We start from the raw sequence: 16,355 nt of genomic DNA, 5'->3' as shown, positions 1-16,355 counted from the left end.
ACGATAAAAGGTGTGCTAAATTCAAATGGACAAAAAATTAATGAGGTGCTTTTTATGAAACAAGTGTCAACGATCTTTTTAAAGATAGCTGTTATTCTTATTGGAATGCCGATTCTTGCTTTGTGCATCTTTTTGGTGCCTGGGATAGCGAAGTTTGCAGCAGAATTGTATCCGGATATGGCTTATTTGAAATATCTCGTTTTAATCGATTTATATGCCTCTGCGATACCATTTTACTTTGCTCTATATCAAGCTTTTAAACTTTTAAGCTTTATTGACAAGAACAAAGCTTTCTCGGAATTATCCGTAAGAGCTTTAAAAAAGATAAAATACTGTGCAATCACAATCAGTAGCTTGTATGTGGCGGGCATGCCGCTCTTTTATCTCATGGCGGAAATGGACGACGCCCCAGGTATCATATTAATCGGATTGGTCGTCATTTTTGCTTCAATGGTGATTGCAGTCTTTGCTGCTGTTCTTCAAAGGCTTTTACAAGAAGCCATCGAAATAAAATCAGAAAATGACTTAATAGTCTGAGGTGGAAAACATGGCAATTATAATCAATATTGATGTGATGCTCGCTAAAAGGAAAATGAGTGTTACAGAACTTTCTGAGAGGGTTGGAATAACGATGGCTAACCTTTCCATATTGAAAAATGGTAAGGCAAAAGCGATTCGATTATCCACTTTAGAGTCGATTTGTAAGGCTTTGGAATGTCAGCCCGGAGATATTTTAGAATACCGAAATGATGAAGACACCCAAGGTTAAAAAGTGGAAGAAAGGGGAGTTACACATGAATTTAACCATTAAAAAAGTGGAGGCACCAATCATGAGAGCACTGAAACAACTCGTTCGTTTTGGTTGGGAGCAAGCCCTGTCATGTTTGTTCCCTGCCGTTATTTTTGCTTCCTTGGCCATTACAAGATTCATTCCGCTTCCCTTCCTGCCACGGTATGACTGGCTGCTCATCATCTGCCTTCTGATGCAGTGGTGGATGGTGCGTTCTAGGCTTGAAACAAGGGATGAGCTAAAGGTTATCACATTGTTCCACCTTATTGGACTTGCACTTGAACTTTTCAAGGTACATATGGGCTCCTGGACTTATCCAGAGGAGGGATATTTCAAAATTTTTGGAGTGCCTCTTTATAGCGGATTCATGTACGCAAGTGTAGCGAGTTATCTTTGCCAGGCGTGGAGGAGGCTAAAGGTCGAACTGGTCAAGTGGCCACCATATTTGGTCGTTGTACCACTTGCTGCTGCTATTTATTTAAATTTTTTCACACACCATTATTGGATTGATGTTCGTTGGTGGTTATCCGGACTAGTTATCATCGTCTTTTGGCGATCATTGGTCATATACGAGGTTGGTGGAACTCGTTATCGTATGCCAATCGCACTTTCATTTGTGCTCATCGGATTTTTTATATGGATAGCTGAAAATATCGCAACATTCTTTGGAGCTTGGGAGTATCCAAACCAAACCGATGCATGGAGTCTCGTTCATCTAGGAAAGGTAAGCTCATGGCTCTTATTAGTGATTGTTAGCTTCCTTATAGTAGCGACGCTAAAACAGGTTAAGGGGAACGATTCCACTAAGATGGATACAAGTCAATTTTTATAAAATGACTTCACGTGAAAAATTCTTCTTAATTCTAGTTAGGTAAAAAGACGGCACATAATATATATGTGTCGTCTTTGATTTTCTAAGCTTTTATAAAGAATTGTAGTGTATATTCCTTTTTTATTTTGGAATTTCTACGAAAAATCGCCTTCATTCATTCCTATGAAACAAGTTTTAATCCCACTGCTGCACCAAGGACCATGGCTATAAAAACGATCCTTCTCCAATCTTTGGATTCTCCATATAAGAGCATCCCGATTATCGCTCCTCCTGATGCGCCAATCCCTGTCCAGATAGCATAAGCTGTCCCCATCGGCAAGGTTTGCATGGCGTAAGCAAGAAATAGGAAACTTGCTCCAAATCCGATGAATAACAGCAGCAAGGATTGCCAATTCCGGTCTTTATGCAATTTATTTATCATCGCAACCCCAAACATTTCAAATAGCCCCGCTAAGATTAAAGAGACCCAAGCCATTAAGATTCATCCCCTTTCTCAGCCTTATCATCAGTCACTAGCTTCAAGCCTATCACCCCTGATAATAAGAGGAGGATCAATAGCATTTTGCTCAGCTTGAAGGATTCTCCAAAGAAAATGATTTCGGAAAATACGGTCCCCGCGGTCCCCATACCGACAAAAACGGCATATACCGTTCCGACAGGAAGCTTCCTGCCAGCCATAATCATCAAATAAAAACTGATGATGATCGAAATGACCGTTCCAGACCAAGTCCAAAAGTCATCTGCATGTTTTAACCCAATCACCCAAAATACTTCAAAAAAAGCTGCAATGAATACTTTAATCCAGTTTGTGCCCATGAAATATCGCACCTCCGATTTTATTCTTTACCAAAAAAACAAAAAAAGCCCAAGAGATAACCGTTAAACGGTTTCTCCCAGGCTTTTATCCTTCCGTGACACAGCATGCTGTGAGTTTTCTCTCGGACCAGACCAGCAATAAGACCCACTGCGGAACCCTAGAAAACCTTTGACATATACAATTACCTTTCATTATACATACTTTTTGAACTTACTCAAGGTAAAAGTTTTGTTTGCCCCGTATCGGTTGGAGCCTGGATATCACATATAAAAAATGCCCTTCATCTTTCTGATAAGGAAAAAGGGAAATGTTTTGGAGTGAAAAGAAAAACCGATGTTAAAGAAACTTTGATGTTGGGTTCTCCTTTATTCTTATGTAATTTTTGTTGGATATTTATGTTAAAATGGATTTTGAATTTAAAAAGGGGACTTAATAATGAAAAAGATTTGTAGTCAGTGCCCAACTGAAATGATAGATGATTGCCATGTAAATGTTCAAGGAGGAATGTATGGAATTATGATTAGTCAAAAGAAAGGACTTTTTAATAGAGTTTCTGCAAAGCCTAAAGCATCTGTTTGTCCTAATTGTGGTTATGTAGCTTTCTATATTGATGAGTATAAAGAATTTAAGAAGTAAAATATATACAACTGACCGGTGTTTAAGAGCTTTGGAGGTACGTTTTCATTTTGATAGGTTCTATACATAGATACAGCAAGAAATTAGAAAGGAACGGGACTAGGATCAATTGCCAAAAAGTTTAATGAAAAAATGAACGTAGTCAGTATTAATAACGGAACAGATTAGGTTTTTTTGATAAATAACCTCCAAAAAAAGCCCCGAAATCTTATTCGGGGCTTTTTTGACTTGCTATTTAAGCACTCACGGTCCGTTTCCGGGATGAACCTTCTTTTTTATGTGACACATAGCTATGAAGGATCATTCCTATGATAACGATAAAGATGCCGAACCACGATAACGGAGAAGGTATCGGTAACGATAGGAATAGTAATTCGCCAGCTAAGGCAAAAAGCACCTCCATTGATTGAGTAGCTTCAACTGAAGCTAATTTCTGCATATTTCCACTTACCAAATCAGTCGCTTTGAAAAAAAGGACCGTGGCAATGACACCAGAAAATAGTGCTACCAAAAGGGATTGAAAACTCTGCATCTTCGTCGGAGCCCCTACTGTAAAGAAACCGTACAATGAAAGCAGAAACCAGAAAGGCAGACTCGCCAACGTCATTCCTAATACACGTTGATAAGCATCCAAACGTCCTTCGGATACTTCCATCATTTTGCGATTTCCCAAAGGGTATGCAAACGAGGCGATGACGATGGGGATGACTCCCAACCAGAGATTGGCCATTGAAATGTGCCTGGTGTGTTCGAGTTGCATCAGGATGATTCCAAGCAGAATGATCATGGACATGAGGAGGCCTTTCACAGAAACCTTCCCTCTTTGCCTTTCGAGACCATCCTTCGTTTGGACATTTTCAAAAAACAGCGGCGCAAGTAATGCACCCGAAATGATCGTGATTTGCCAAGTGCCGGCGATTAGCCAGCCAGGTGAGTAGGCGGATGCAAAGCATAAAGGAGCATAGAACAACCCAAATCCTACAAAACTCCAAAGGAGCCAAGGTCCCGGCCGTTCTCTCATCACCCGTAAAAGGGGGCGCAGGTTTTTTCTGCTTAATACGATACACAGCAGAAAAGGCACCATAAAGATATAACGAAGTGAAGCACTCCATATCCAACTTCCACCAGACAACTCCATGGATTGATTTAAAACAAACGTGAATGCAAAAAAGAAAGCAGAACAAATACCTAATATAATCGGACGCAATTGACTCACCTCAATCTATTTTATGAGCCAGTAATTAGCCAAGACTCTTTAAGTGCGGCAATCGTTTCGGCTTTCTTCTTACTATAAAAGACTTTAAAACATTCTTATCAGAAGTATCACGTTCCACTGCATCAAAGGCAGAAGAAAAAAATTTCGGAATATTAAAATCTATCCATTTAAATTGTCCTTCAAATGCAAAAGAAAATCAACAGGATTCTTTTAGACTAGTGATATTCCTTCTCCATCATTCGACATGGAATGAAAGGAGTGGTTGTTAAAAATAAAATGGGAACGTTGGCAGTTGAACTGTAAAATTAGTAATATATACCATCATAATAACAGGAAATGGCGGCATGACGGGCTTTATGAAGGGTTTACTAAAATTGAATGTAAAAATGTTATTAAGGCAGATAATATACGAAGATACGAGAATTGACGAATATGGTAGGGAGTGGTATCTTAATAGAAGTGCAAATAATGTCGAATGGTGACGAAATATATAGAATCCCCATTTGAAAGAAAAATAGTGAGGTAAATTAAATGAAATCTACAGGTATAGTACGTAAAGTTGACGAATTAGGACGGGTAGTCATTCCAATTGAATTACGCCGTACATTAGGAATTAATGAGAAAGATGCTTTGGAGATCTACGTAGAACAAGAGCGCATAATCCTTCAAAAATATAAACCAAACATGACTTGTCAAGTAACAGGTGACGTTTCCGATGACAATATGAAACTTGCTGACGGTAAATTAATACTTAGCGCTGAAGGTGCTGAACTTCTTATTAAAGAAATTCAAGCCAGCCTCGAAACCGCTAAATAATTAGTTTTCTAGATAAATAGCATTAAAGTGTAGGGAAAAGAAAATTTTCCCTACACTTTTTTTATTAAATGGTGAAATGATAAAAATAATTCGATTCACGAACGAAACCAATTTTCTCGTAAAGCTTTTGTGCATTTACATTATCCTTACCTGTCTCGAGTAAAATCCCCTTGGCGCCTGTTTCCCGTCCGAAAGTGATGGCCCCCTTCAATAACTCCTCGCCAAATCCTTTTTTGCGGGCGGACTCTTTCACATATAAATCGTTCAATACCCATGACCGCACCATACTTACAGAAGAAAAGGAAGGGTATAATTGAACAAAACCAACAGGATTTCCTTCTTCAAATGCCATAAAAACCACAGACTCTCCATTCGTCAGTCTTTCTCTTAAAAACTCCCTTGCACGATCAGGATCGGATGTTTGCTCATAAAACACTCTGTATAAATCAAAAAGTTCTGTCAGAGATTCAAGCTCAAGTATTGTCGCTTTCTGAATGCTCATATTTGGAAACCCCCATTGCTAGAATACTCTTAATTTACCATTTTTTTATGCCTTATGATATATCCCACTAAAAAATGAATAGTTCCCAGCTCAAAATTCAGGAACCAAAAAGGCAACATCCAAATTTTTTATAACTAAGAGGGCTTTTAAACACAAGATGAGCAGCAAACTCATGAGAAAAGAGCGTTTACTCGTGAATTTAGTGGATTTACTCGTGAAATTGGGTCGTTTACTCGTGAAATAACTGGATTTACTCGTGAAATTGGGTCAAATACTCGTGAATTTATTTGTGTATCAAGTCCTCATATATTACCAGATACGTTAACGTCAAGATCGAGCTTTTATATGATGTGGATGGAAGCATAGATGTCTTGTATTCAATCCAGCGTATAGCGGTTAATTAGAATAGCGATCAAGATCAATATAGGGGTTGCATTAGCTAAGGGTTGCAAGTATAAAGGACATGTCAGCATTGATAAAGAATTATATATAGGTGCATTGGACATAAAGGGGGAGAATGAGATGGATTTGAGATACCCGATTGGAAGGTTTCAGTTTGATGGGGAAATTACTAGTGGTGTGGCCGGGGGCTGGATCAAGGAGATTGAGGCTTTGCCTGGAATGCTGCGGGAGGCAGTAGGCAGCATGGATGATGAACAGCTTGATACGGCTTATCGTCCTGGAGGATGGACGGTCCGCCAAGTCGTGCATCATGTTGCTGATAGTCATATGAATGCGTATATTCGCTTTAAATTGGCCCTTACGGAAAATAGCCCGGTCATTAAACCGTATGAGGAGGGGCGATGGGCAGAGCTGCCTGATTATGATTTGCCGATTGATATTTCTTTAACACTAATTGAAGCGGTACACACCCGCTTAGGCAAACTTTTATCACGCCTTCATGCAGACGACCTGAACCGGGCATTCATCCATCCTGATTCGGGAGAGGTGACGGTCGGTGAAAATATTGGCATTTATGCATGGCATGGCCGCCATCATCTTGCTCACATTACTTCTTTATCAAAGCGCCCGGGGATGGTGAATATAACTGTATCTCCTGAAAGTGAGTGAAAACTGTGAGTGCTATGTGAGAGTCGAACAGTTTAACATCAATAGGAGCCCGTCTTAATGAGCTTTCGGACCTTTTGATGCAGGTGGTGGAAGATGGCTTGTCCATTGGTTTTTTCCTCCCATGAAACGGTCTTTAGTCCATTCCTATTGGGAGAGTGCCATAAATCCTGATGTGATTCTATTTGTCGCTAAATGGGTGAGACAGCCGGAAGTGTACAGTTGCATTTATGCTCAAAGCGGAACGGGAACAATCGGGAGGAAATGGCAAAATTAATGACGCATACTGAGTATAGACGAGGGCGTTCACTCATGCAGCAGGCTGAGGAGTGGCAAGGAGGGACGGACATTATAGGTCCTTGATGCAAGGGAAGTTTCCTGTATCTCAAAAGGAGAATTCCATCCTACCATTTTTTATCATAAAAATCAGATCTAGTAGGCCGGAACATTTGGACGAATTGAATGGGGAGGAATGTGTATGCAAGCTGTAATCAAAAAAGAAGGAAATGGGATCATCGCAAGATTCGATCGCCAGCTCGATCATTCGGTGGAAAAGGTATGGGGTGCTTTAACTGACAATGATCAGGTGGAAAAGTGGATGTCCAACCTGGAAATGAAGAACCTTCGAAAAGACGGGACCATAAAGTTCAATATGAATGATGGGTCAGGGGACTCCTTTGATATGAAGATAAGGGATTTTCAGGAATCTGCCGTTTTAGATTTTGAATGGGGTGACGGCTGGGTTCGTTTCGAGGTATCCCCTGAAAAGGATGGATGTTCATTAGTATTGAAAGAATCCATCCGGCCAGTTAATGATCATACATCAAAAGATTTGGCAGGCTGGCATGTTTGCCTAGATATGTTAAGTGATTTACTGGGTGGTCAATATAAGGATTTTCCAATGGATGAATGGGAAAAATGGCATAAGGAATATACGATCGCCGTCAAACGTATTGATGGATGAATGGCATTCAGGCTGATACATAAGGATTATAATAGACGCAATAAGTCAGCCATTCACCAAGGCGAATAAAAGGTAAGGGAAGGCCTTGCTTTTATGGAAATGATCAGCATCAATCAGCAGACCGGCATATCATCAGTCGGTCTGCTTTTATATTAAAATAATGCATTAGTTGTTCGTATCATTTTCAGTGGTACGCATTTCCTGTTTAATTTCATTCATTCTGCTTTTTCTCCCACGATCCATTGAAAGCATCAATCTACAAAAAGAAACGGTCGTTAAAGTGATAGAGGAAATAACCGCCGTATCTCAGCAAACGACGGCTTCATCAGAAGAAATTGCATCATCGATGGAAGAACAAGCCGCTTCATCCAATGAACTGACGCAATATACGCAGCAGCTTACAGCTAATAAATGATTTGGAGCATACGCTGGGGGAATTCCAGATAAAGAATGAGAAGACCGGAAACATAAGCTTTGCAAAAAGGGAGGCCACTAAAGTGGTTTTCCCTTTTTTGCGGGGTACGATGGACCGCCATTCTATCATTCTGTAGGCACCTAACCATGATTCTTGGAAAGGGCATCTCTCTTTAGTGGACAAAATGATTAGAAGTACAAAGGTACAATTTGGAGGGACTGGTTATATATCCATGCTTTTTTTACAAAGGTGAATAGTATATAGGAATCGGACAAGTAGGGTCCAATGGCTCAAGGCCCAAAAAGGGGAGAACAACATGCATTTCGAAATTGGAATGACTATTTTTGTGTTCGCCATGACAATGATAGTTATATTATGGAGGCCGGGAGGAATAAATGAAGCATGGCCAGCTTCAATCGGTGCTGTGATTATTTTACTGACTGGCATAGTATCCCATAGAGATATTTTGGATATTATCAATAAAATCGGGGGCGCATCGATCACCATCATGGCAACGATTGTCATGGCTGTCATATTGGAAAGTTTTGGATTTTTTCACTGGGCGGCTGCAAGACTTGCCAGCCTTGCAAGAGGATCGGGGTATCGCCTGTATTGGTACATTCAATTATTGTGTTTTTTAATGACCCTGTTATTCAATAATGACGGCAGCATCATGATTACGACCCCCATCTTGATCTTGCTTCTTAAAAATCTCAGATTAAAACCACATGAGGCCATCCCGTATCTTTTGAGTGGGGCATTGATTGCAACAGCTTCAAGTGCGCCTATTGGCGTGAGTAATATTGTTAATTTAATCGCATTGCAAATCGTGCATATGACGCTTTATATGCATACTGCCATGATGTTTGTACCTGCAACTCTGGGGTTGATCTTTATGTCATGGTTGATGTTCGTAGTGGTCAAGAAAAAATTGCCTAAGAAATTACCGGATATTTCTTATGACATTGAGGAAAGTTTCTTCACTAAGAATTTCCATCCTTTAAAGGGGAAAATGACAGTTGAAACAAAAAGGCAACGCACAAAGTTCATGTTGAAAGTATTGCTCTATGTGTTCGTGGTGCGCTGTTTACTCTTTGTAGCTTCTTATTTTTCCATTCCAATTGAGTGGGTTGCTGTACTTGGTTCTTTATCTTTACTGGTCTGGAGATGGTATCATTTACGGACAAATCCTGTCGATATCTTAAAAAAGACCCCATGGCACATCCTGATATTCGCATTCTCCATGTATGTCATCATTTATGGTCTCCACAATGTAGGACTTACAACCATATTGGTAGAGATATGCGAACCGATTGTTAACCAAGGGTTAATGAGTGCGAGCCTTGTCATGGGAGGATTGGTTTCGATCCTATCGAACATCTTCAACAATCATCCGGCATTAATGATAGGCACGATTACCTTAACGGAAATGGGACTTGATCCAATCACCTTAAAAACTATCTATCTAGCTAATATAATCGGTAGTGACATGGGATCATTGTTATTGCCCATCGGTACTCTTGCCTCGCTTATCTGGATGCATATCCTGAAACAGAACAAAATGAAAATAAAGTGGAAAGATTATTTAAGCGTATCCCTGATAGTCATACCCATAACAACAGTGGTGACACTGCTATTACTGTATTATTGGGTGCAAATGATTTTTAGCTGAATAAACCTCTAGGAGGAGATAGTAATGAGTGATGCTGTTGCATTACTGGGTAAACAGATTGATGTTCAACTCTCAGGAAAAAAAACCTTCAAAGGAATTCTGACTGATCTGAGCACGGATATTCTAGTGTTGTTCAATGGACAGCGGTATTTGTATTTTCCAATGCTGCATGTCCATAGATTCAATCTGAGTACAGAGATTGATAGCGAGATTAAATATCCTATTGAGTCCCCCATGATGGAAGAGATGGCGTCCATTTCCTATCGTAAAACATTAATGAATGCAAAAGGGGTTTTTTCAGAAATCCATGTTGCGGGACATATTCCTTTACACGGTTATATCACAAATGTTTTCAATGATTACTTTGGGTTCTACTCGCCTGTATATAAAATGATGTATGTATCGCTGCACCACCTTAAATGCCTTACTCCGTATTATCCACATGCCACACCATACACCCTCAATAAAGAGAGTTTCCCCATCAACCCGACAGGTGTGCCAATGCTTCGTTCTTTGGAGGACCAATTAAAGAAAAATGCAGGAAAGCTTGTAGTATTTGATGGGGGAGAGGACCCTATGAAAATCGGTGTGCTTAAAAAGGCTGAAAACAACTTGGTTGAGTTAACGACAGCTAGTGGGGATGATGTGTTTTTGAAGCTTTCACATATTAAAACCGTGTATATGCCTTAGATTAATAGAAATGAGGGGAAAGCCAATCATGCTTGCCCCTCATTTTCATCTTCTGCTAGATGATGGGGGATACCAACGGATTCGGGTTCCTGATTAAAAATCCATCGTCTTCGTAATCAATTTCCGTTTGATCTGTAAAATGGGAATCCGAGGGGTCAATCAAAATTTTAATATCGTGTAAAACAAGTATTTCCTCTTGCTCCTTTTTCGAGCTTGCCAAGCTTAAAGAGTAATTCATCTGGTTACAGCAAGTTCTGTTTATACCAAACCTCAAATACGTTTCCTCTCCAAAGCTATGTTGTCTATCTTTAATTGCCTGCCGGGCTTTCTCTGTCAGTTTTATCACGATGTTCACTCCAATGTCGTTAGGCTGTTCATAAATAGGCGAGCGGTATATGTACCACTTTATCAACGTTCGATCTTCACGGTTAAAGGAGCACTGGCGTACAAATAAATAAATTTCGCTGTTCCATAATCCTTTGGATTGCTCCATTTCCACTATGCACTTTCCTTGTTCTTAAATCCCTCCCTGTTAAGAAGGTTTATTTTGAAAGCGGTTCCAACAGGACTTCAGTATGGGTATAATGATTCATCTCAGATCGTATCATTGATTGCGATTATTAAAAAAATGGGCTAAAAGTTTATGTCATTCACCGATAATACTTTTGCCATGAGTATAAAAGTATATTCATATTGGTTGAAAGCAGGTCTAAAGATTCGAAAATGTTGCTTTGTTTTTGGAAAATAGTGAATTTTAAAATATTTAAGCGGATAAAGGAAGGGTTAAAATGTTTAAAGGAAAATTAAGCTATATGGTAATTTTATTGGTATTCATGGTTAGTTTCACTTTCTTACCTGGTTTAAAGGTCGAGGCGGCAGATCGTGTGCATACTGTAATTTCTAATGAAACGGTGGAATCGATTGCCAAGGCTTATGATATATCGAAGGAGCAATTAATGAAAACGAATGGTTTACCGGATGATCAGTTATATGTGGGTCAAAAGTTGACGATCATTCAAACTGCTTATACTCCTTCCATTTATCAATGGTCGGAGAGAGGAAAACAAATTGCGAACTATGCGAAAACCTTTGTAGGGTTTAAAAAGACAGCAGGAGAAGAGACACCTGAAAAAGGGTTTGATTCCAGCGGACTGATTCATTGGGTGCTTTCCCGGCAAAGTGTGCCGATCGACCGTTTAACAGTAGATGGCTTTTATAAGCAAGGGATGGATACCACCACTCCGAAAACTGGAGATATTATATTCTTCCTGGAAAAAGACAGCTTAAAGGTTGTGACTGCAGGTATTTATCTCGGCGAAAACCAATTTGTCAATTCTGGATATGGTGCAGAAACGGTTCAGGTTAGATCCAGCACAGAAAATTATTTTGCAAAATACCAAATTGAGTATAAAACATACACTCCTAAAGGAGAACATATCGTCCGAAATGGTGAAACGCTTAAAAGGATTTCGGAAAATTATGGAATTTCCGTGAATACGATTAAAAATCGTAACGCTTTACCGACTGATGAGTTGATGCAAGGACAGTATCTACAACTATACAGCAACCCGTTGTATCCGTTTTATGTAAACCAAGAAGCTGCATATGATAAAGCATATGATGTAATTAAGTATGGATACACCCTACGCGGATTCACCTTTGTTTTCGGGGAGGAGGATCCGATGATCGGAATGGATTGCAGCGGCTTCATCTATTGGGTCATGAAAGAGCAGGGCCTTTCAGTAAAACGAGGTTCCGCAGCGGACTACTACTCATTGCTGCCCAAAATCGAAGAACCAAAGGCAGGGGATTTAGTATTTTTTAGGGACACAGGTACAAGGCTGGGTGTGACCCATGTAGGCATTTACCTAGGGGATGGCCGTTTTCTCAATACAACGGAAAACGCAGGCGTTCATATTTCCAACCTTTCATCAGCTTATTTTGCCGAGAAGTTCGAAAGTTTCGGTCAAGTTGAAGGCCTTATGAACTAAGAAGAATAGGAAGCCTGCTTGAGTGTTGCTGGTAGCCTCTTTTAAAAAAGACGATAGGGAAGATCATTCAACCTGTTTATATTCCAGAGTCGCATTTTCAAGGGCACGAACGAACCGATTAAAAAGATCCAAGGGCTTTACCCTGTTTTTACTGGTAAAGTCATTACCTTTGAATAAGCTTTTTCTAAGCTTCGTCGAAAGCTCCAATTGCACGCCTGCACCCGTTTTGGATGTGTTGGTAATGTTGTTTCCATTCATGCCTGAAAGGTGCTGCGGTGCGTCTTCAGTTTGAAATCCAGCTTCATTGAGTGAATGTTGAATCAAGTTCTTATAGGGTTCATTCCGTCCTCCAATGTACACCAGCGCGTTATGAACGTCGTAGTGGCCATGGATGGAAAGGATGGTCTGTGCGTTCGCTGCCATTGAAACGCCGATCGGTTCATTGAATAAGTTGGATGTTATATGAAGTACCTGGTTTCCTCTTGGTTTAAGACCTTCGAATAGATATGTGCTTGCACAAAGCCTTTCTCCAAGGGCGGCAGCAATCTCGCTAGTGCCTGGTTCGATATTCCCGCCATGTATGGCTAAGACTGCAATATCAGGTATCCTATGATGAACGATGATGCGGTAATCAAGGTATTCGTGTTCATTTTGCTGCAGTTCAGCAAAATCAGTATAGCTTTTCATGGTTATCCTCCCGTATCTGTAGCCTATTTATATTCTATACCCGTTGAAAGCAAAAATAAAAAAAAAGCGGGGAAGCCCCAGCTTTTTTATTTTTCGATAGTCGTATATTGTTCTATTTTCTTTTGCTCATCGGGTGTTAAAGTTTCCGTGCGTTTGAACATATTACTGGTCACAAGCAGGGCTGCTATAAGAACTACAGGTATAACCCAGCTTGTTATTTTTTTTACGATATTCATATTCTAAGTCCCCTTATGCATTACTAAAGTTCATATGGTATTTGAAAGGAGAAGCTGGATAAGCATTTTTATTGCCGCGCTTTCCAGCTTCCATGTCTTCTTTTATCTCCAGCTCCGGATAGTCGTCCGTCTTTCTCGTTTTTAACGAGTACTTGAACCCCGCCATAATACATGGGTGAAATCTTCTGAATGACTTCGTATCCTGAATTTTCCAAGTCGGATATTATTTCATTCGAAAGCCTGGATTCCGTATAAATTTTCTTTCTATCAAAGACGAACCGATTACGGTCGATGATATCCTGAAATGAGCCTTCATTCTCTGTATATGAATAAAGGACCTGCATTAATACTTGAGGAATCCTATCACCGCCGGGTGAGCCGATCCCAATCGATTCCTTCCCTGGTTTCTTAAGAATGGTTGGTGCGGTGAAAGTTCTTGACCGTTTATATGCCTCTTGAGAATTCAGGCCGGCCCGGAAATTTTTCAATTGATCGTTAAGGAAAAAGCCATTCGTATAGTCACCAGATCCGAAAAAGTTACTGAGTGTATTTGTTGTGGAAACGACAGTGCCATATTTGTCCATGATCACAAAATGTGTCGTGCTTTCATGTTCTTCGGAACCAAACGCTTCCTCATTTTTCCAACTTCCACTATTGATCTTATTTTTAAGATTATTCAAGTGAATGGGTGAGAGCAATTGTTCAGCCTTAGAGTGACTTATTCCATCACCAGTATGTGCTGATCGATCTTGATAAGCAGTATTTGTGATGCCACCCAGGATTTTCATATAATCTGATTTGCTTGAAGACTCGCCCAGGTTGGTTTCCTCGGCGAGCTTTAACATTTCAAGAACTGTAATCCCGGAAAAGGGAGGAGGGGCTGTAAAAACGTCATAACCGGCAAATGTTCCTTGGACCGGGGTACGTTCTTTCACCTCATAGCGCTTTAAATCCATCAAGTCGATGTCTGTTTTTCTTTTAATATCCCGTGCAATTTTCCCTTTATAAAAACCATCAGGACCTTCCTGTTGAATCTTCTTCAATGTTTCAGCAAGTCTTTTTTGGATGAGGGTTTTGCCTGGTTCAATGGCATCACCATCAGGATAAAAAAGTGAAGTGTTATCGGAATAGACCCTTGGCTGAGCTGCTTCTAAGCGTGATGATAACGTTGCGTCCACTTTAAAACCTCCTTCAGCCAAATCTATCGCCGGCTGAAGAAGATCTGCTATTGGTACGCTCCCATACTTATCGCTTATAACCTGCATGCCGGCCACTAAGCCAGGAATCCCCGCATTGTGTCTTGAACTTGGGTCTTCCGGAGAGGATTCACGATAATCGATAAAATTGGGGTCTCCGGATCCAGGGGTAATCAGCATACCGCCGCCGCCACCCACGCCAGATCCAAAAGGTTCGACTACACCTAATACATAGGATACCGCAATTGCGGCATCCGCCGCTGTTCCGCCGTTATCCAATATTTCCATCCCGACATCTATTGCGATTGGGTTTGAAGAACTGACCCCATATGATTGTTCCGTTTTACTCTTTATCGGATCATTCGTGTCAGAAATAGGGGGTGTCTTCGAACATCCAGCTAAATATATGAGCATGCAAAGGGAAATGAATACTTTTCCCGTCATACGATTAATCATCGATTATTCCCCCTGTTCGTTGAGCTTCCAAGTTGTTTCACTTTTCACATAGTATCCAATCGTTCCTTACTGAATGGGTTGTATGTTCTGTGGTGTAGCTTTTACTTCTTGTTTCTCTTGTGCAGCTTTCTTTTCTTTTGCTGCTTTTTCTTCTTGTGCAGCTTTCTTTTCTTTCGCTGCCTTTTCTTCTTGCTCACGTTGAACTTTATGGTCGATTACTTTCTTGTGATCCAATGTAATCTCGATGTGATCCTCTTTTTTCGACCATTGGGCTTTTTCACTTGTTTCCTTCGTCAACTGACGGTAAACACGTGATTTGTCGATTGAAGAGGTAGCTGGCCTTGGTGTTGCTTCTTCAATTTGCAGTGGAACGACATCGACCGTAGCTTTTCCGTCTTCCGCTAAATGGTATTGAACCATTGCTGAATCCTTCGTGCGTGTCCAGCCTTGATCGAAAATGAAGTTTCCTAAGCTATAGAAAATGACTCCATCTTTATAAACATCAAACGATTGAAGCACATGGGGGTGATGGCCGATGATGATATCAGCTCCCGCATCGATTATTGCTTTAGCCAATTCTGTTTGACGAGCGGTTGTAGATGTTGAATACTCTATTCCCCAGTGAACATTCACCACAACCAAGTCTGCGTTGCCTTGCTTGGCATCCTTTGCTTTTTCAATCATTTCAAATAATAAATCAGGGTTGGTGTTCAATATCCCGGCTTTATTACTTTTTGGCACGGCATCCTTACCGTAAACATCTGTAAAGCCAAGTGTTGCGACACGGACGCCATTAACATCCGCATAGTCGATGCTATTTTTAGCTTCGGCAGTGTTCGATCCAACACCGACATAGTTCATATCTGCAGTTTTGAATTCATCAATCGTGTCAAGCAGTCCTCGTTCTTCGAAGTCCATCATATGGTTATTGGCCAAATTCATCACAGAGAAGCCAGCATCTTTAACGGCTTTCACACCACTATTATTGGAGTTTAACCTGATGGCCGTGTCTGCTTCCTTGTAGTTGGATGCCTCTTCTTTTAAAACGGGATGTTCATAATTCCCACTGACATAGTCTGAATCGGCAAAATAGGGTTTCATATAACGGAAGAGGTAATCATACCCGTGCTTTTCCGTCACTTCTTCAACATTACGTCCCATCATCACATCACCGACCATTGTCATCGTCAATGGTTGATCAGTTTTTGAAGCAGGTGTTTTCACTTCTTCAGCCCGTCCCATCCAAGTGGTAATGACTAAAGCGATTAGTAATATAGGTAGTATGATTCCAGTGTATTTAAGATTCTGTTTCTTCGTACGTTTAATAAAGATAAGTGTTTTTTCTTTTGCATTTAAAGTCCGTTTCATTTT

20 protein-coding genes and 1 riboswitch are annotated in these 16,355 nt (G+C 40.4%); of the genes, 11 read left to right on the top strand and 9 right to left on the bottom strand.

The window, feature by feature from the left end; genetic code table 11:
- Positions 1-54: 54 nt before the first annotated feature.
- The 3 genes from UP17_RS19035 (at position 55) to UP17_RS19025 (ending at position 1,622) form a co-directional block, all read left to right on the top strand.
- A complete protein-coding gene (locus tag UP17_RS19035) occupies positions 55-537 on the top strand; it encodes a DUF2975 domain-containing protein (RefSeq protein ID WP_061464509.1) in 483 nt (160 codons plus the stop codon).
- A gap of 10 nt (positions 538-547) precedes the next feature.
- Positions 548-769 (top strand): helix-turn-helix domain-containing protein, encoded by a 222-nt coding sequence (locus UP17_RS19030; protein ID WP_061464508.1) that lies wholly within the window; start codon positions 548-550, stop codon positions 767-769.
- A gap of 61 nt (positions 770-830) precedes the next feature.
- Positions 831-1,622, top strand: a complete 792-nt coding sequence (locus UP17_RS19025) for a DUF817 domain-containing protein (RefSeq protein ID WP_081109030.1) — start codon at positions 831-833, stop codon at positions 1,620-1,622.
- 160 nt (positions 1,623-1,782) lie between these two features.
- On the opposite strand, the gene UP17_RS19020 is transcribed toward UP17_RS19025, so the two are convergent.
- Positions 1,783-2,097: a DMT family transporter gene (locus tag UP17_RS19020; protein ID WP_061464506.1), complete on the bottom strand. Its 315-nt coding sequence runs from the start codon at positions 2,095-2,097 to the stop codon at positions 1,783-1,785.
- Positions 2,097-2,438 (bottom strand): DMT family transporter, encoded by a 342-nt coding sequence (locus UP17_RS19015; RefSeq protein ID WP_061464505.1) that lies wholly within the window; start codon positions 2,436-2,438, stop codon positions 2,097-2,099. Before UP17_RS19015 ends, UP17_RS19020 begins: the two co-directional genes overlap by 1 nt.
- A 72-nt stretch (positions 2,439-2,510) precedes the next feature.
- A riboswitch (guanidine-I (ykkC/yxkD leader) is annotated at positions 2,511-2,611 on the bottom strand.
- A 263-nt stretch (positions 2,612-2,874) separates the two neighbouring features.
- Here UP17_RS19015 and UP17_RS19010 point away from each other — a divergent pair.
- A complete protein-coding gene (locus UP17_RS19010) occupies positions 2,875-3,075 on the top strand; it encodes a hypothetical protein (protein ID WP_061464504.1) in 201 nt (66 codons plus the stop codon).
- Positions 3,076-3,310: 235 nt separating this feature from the next.
- Here the strand turns inward: UP17_RS19010 and UP17_RS19005 are convergent, their stop codons facing one another.
- The gene (locus UP17_RS19005; protein ID WP_061464503.1) at positions 3,311-4,282 is read right to left on the bottom strand and encodes a DMT family transporter; all 972 of its coding nucleotides are present in this window, start codon (positions 4,280-4,282) and stop codon (positions 3,311-3,313) included.
- A gap of 540 nt (positions 4,283-4,822) precedes the next feature.
- On the opposite strand from UP17_RS19005, the gene UP17_RS19000 reads away from it, so the two are divergent.
- Positions 4,823-5,107: a transition state genes transcriptional regulator AbrB gene (locus UP17_RS19000; RefSeq protein ID WP_061464502.1), complete on the top strand. Its 285-nt coding sequence runs from the start codon at positions 4,823-4,825 to the stop codon at positions 5,105-5,107.
- A gap of 64 nt (positions 5,108-5,171) precedes the next feature.
- On the opposite strand, the gene UP17_RS18995 is transcribed toward UP17_RS19000, so the two are convergent.
- Positions 5,172-5,609, bottom strand: a complete 438-nt coding sequence (locus UP17_RS18995; RefSeq protein ID WP_061464501.1) for a GNAT family N-acetyltransferase — start codon at positions 5,607-5,609, stop codon at positions 5,172-5,174.
- A 522-nt stretch (positions 5,610-6,131) separates the two neighbouring features.
- Between UP17_RS18995 and UP17_RS18990 the strand changes: the two genes are divergently transcribed.
- From UP17_RS18990 to UP17_RS18970, 5 genes are all read left to right on the top strand, one after another.
- Positions 6,132-6,680: a YfiT family bacillithiol transferase gene (locus UP17_RS18990; RefSeq protein ID WP_061464500.1), complete on the top strand. Its 549-nt coding sequence runs from the start codon at positions 6,132-6,134 to the stop codon at positions 6,678-6,680.
- Between the two features lie 475 nt (positions 6,681-7,155).
- Positions 7,156-7,641, top strand: a complete 486-nt coding sequence (locus UP17_RS18985) for an SRPBCC family protein (protein WP_061464499.1) — start codon at positions 7,156-7,158, stop codon at positions 7,639-7,641.
- A 169-nt stretch (positions 7,642-7,810) separates the two neighbouring features.
- Entirely contained in the window at positions 7,811-8,056 is a 246-nt protein-coding gene (locus UP17_RS18980; RefSeq protein WP_061464498.1) for a hypothetical protein, read from the top strand.
- A gap of 316 nt (positions 8,057-8,372) precedes the next feature.
- On the top strand, positions 8,373-9,728 hold the full coding sequence (locus UP17_RS18975; RefSeq protein WP_061464497.1) for an arsenic transporter: 1,356 nt from the start codon (positions 8,373-8,375) through the stop codon (positions 9,726-9,728).
- Positions 9,729-9,752: 24 nt separating this feature from the next.
- Positions 9,753-10,418, top strand: a complete 666-nt coding sequence (locus UP17_RS18970; RefSeq protein WP_061464496.1) for a hypothetical protein — start codon at positions 9,753-9,755, stop codon at positions 10,416-10,418.
- A 55-nt stretch (positions 10,419-10,473) separates the two neighbouring features.
- Here UP17_RS18970 and UP17_RS18965 read toward each other — a convergent pair whose 3' ends face one another.
- Entirely contained in the window at positions 10,474-10,911 is a 438-nt protein-coding gene (locus UP17_RS18965; protein WP_250211853.1) for a HesB/IscA family protein, read from the bottom strand.
- 295 nt (positions 10,912-11,206) lie between these two features.
- On the opposite strand from UP17_RS18965, the gene UP17_RS18960 reads away from it, so the two are divergent.
- Positions 11,207-12,409 carry a C40 family peptidase gene (locus UP17_RS18960; protein ID WP_061464494.1) on the top strand — a complete coding sequence of 401 codons (1,203 nt, stop codon included), beginning with the start codon at positions 11,207-11,209 and terminating at the stop codon, positions 12,407-12,409.
- 63 nt (positions 12,410-12,472) lie between these two features.
- Here UP17_RS18960 and UP17_RS18955 read toward each other — a convergent pair whose 3' ends face one another.
- The 4 genes from UP17_RS18955 to UP17_RS18945 form a co-directional block, all read right to left on the bottom strand.
- Positions 12,473-13,096 carry a poly-gamma-glutamate hydrolase family protein gene (locus UP17_RS18955; RefSeq protein WP_061464493.1) on the bottom strand — a complete coding sequence of 208 codons (624 nt, stop codon included), beginning with the start codon at positions 13,094-13,096 and terminating at the stop codon, positions 12,473-12,475.
- Between the two features lie 86 nt (positions 13,097-13,182).
- Entirely contained in the window at positions 13,183-13,332 is a 150-nt protein-coding gene (locus UP17_RS28370; RefSeq protein ID WP_167555997.1) for a CapE family protein, read from the bottom strand.
- 68 nt (positions 13,333-13,400) lie between these two features.
- Positions 13,401-14,984, bottom strand: coding sequence for a gamma-glutamyltransferase family protein (locus UP17_RS18950; protein ID WP_061464492.1), 1,584 nt, complete (start codon positions 14,982-14,984; stop codon positions 13,401-13,403).
- A gap of 66 nt (positions 14,985-15,050) precedes the next feature.
- Positions 15,051-16,352, bottom strand: coding sequence for a CapA family protein (locus tag UP17_RS18945; RefSeq protein ID WP_081108894.1), 1,302 nt, complete (start codon positions 16,350-16,352; stop codon positions 15,051-15,053).
- Positions 16,353-16,355: the final 3 nt, after the last annotated feature.

Source organism: Peribacillus simplex (assembly GCF_001578185.1).
Classification (GTDB): Bacteria; Bacillota; Bacilli; order Bacillales; family DSM-1321; genus Peribacillus; species Peribacillus simplex_A.
The sequence above is the reverse complement of the archived record's forward strand: the minus strand, read 5'-3'. Positions and strand labels throughout refer to the sequence as shown.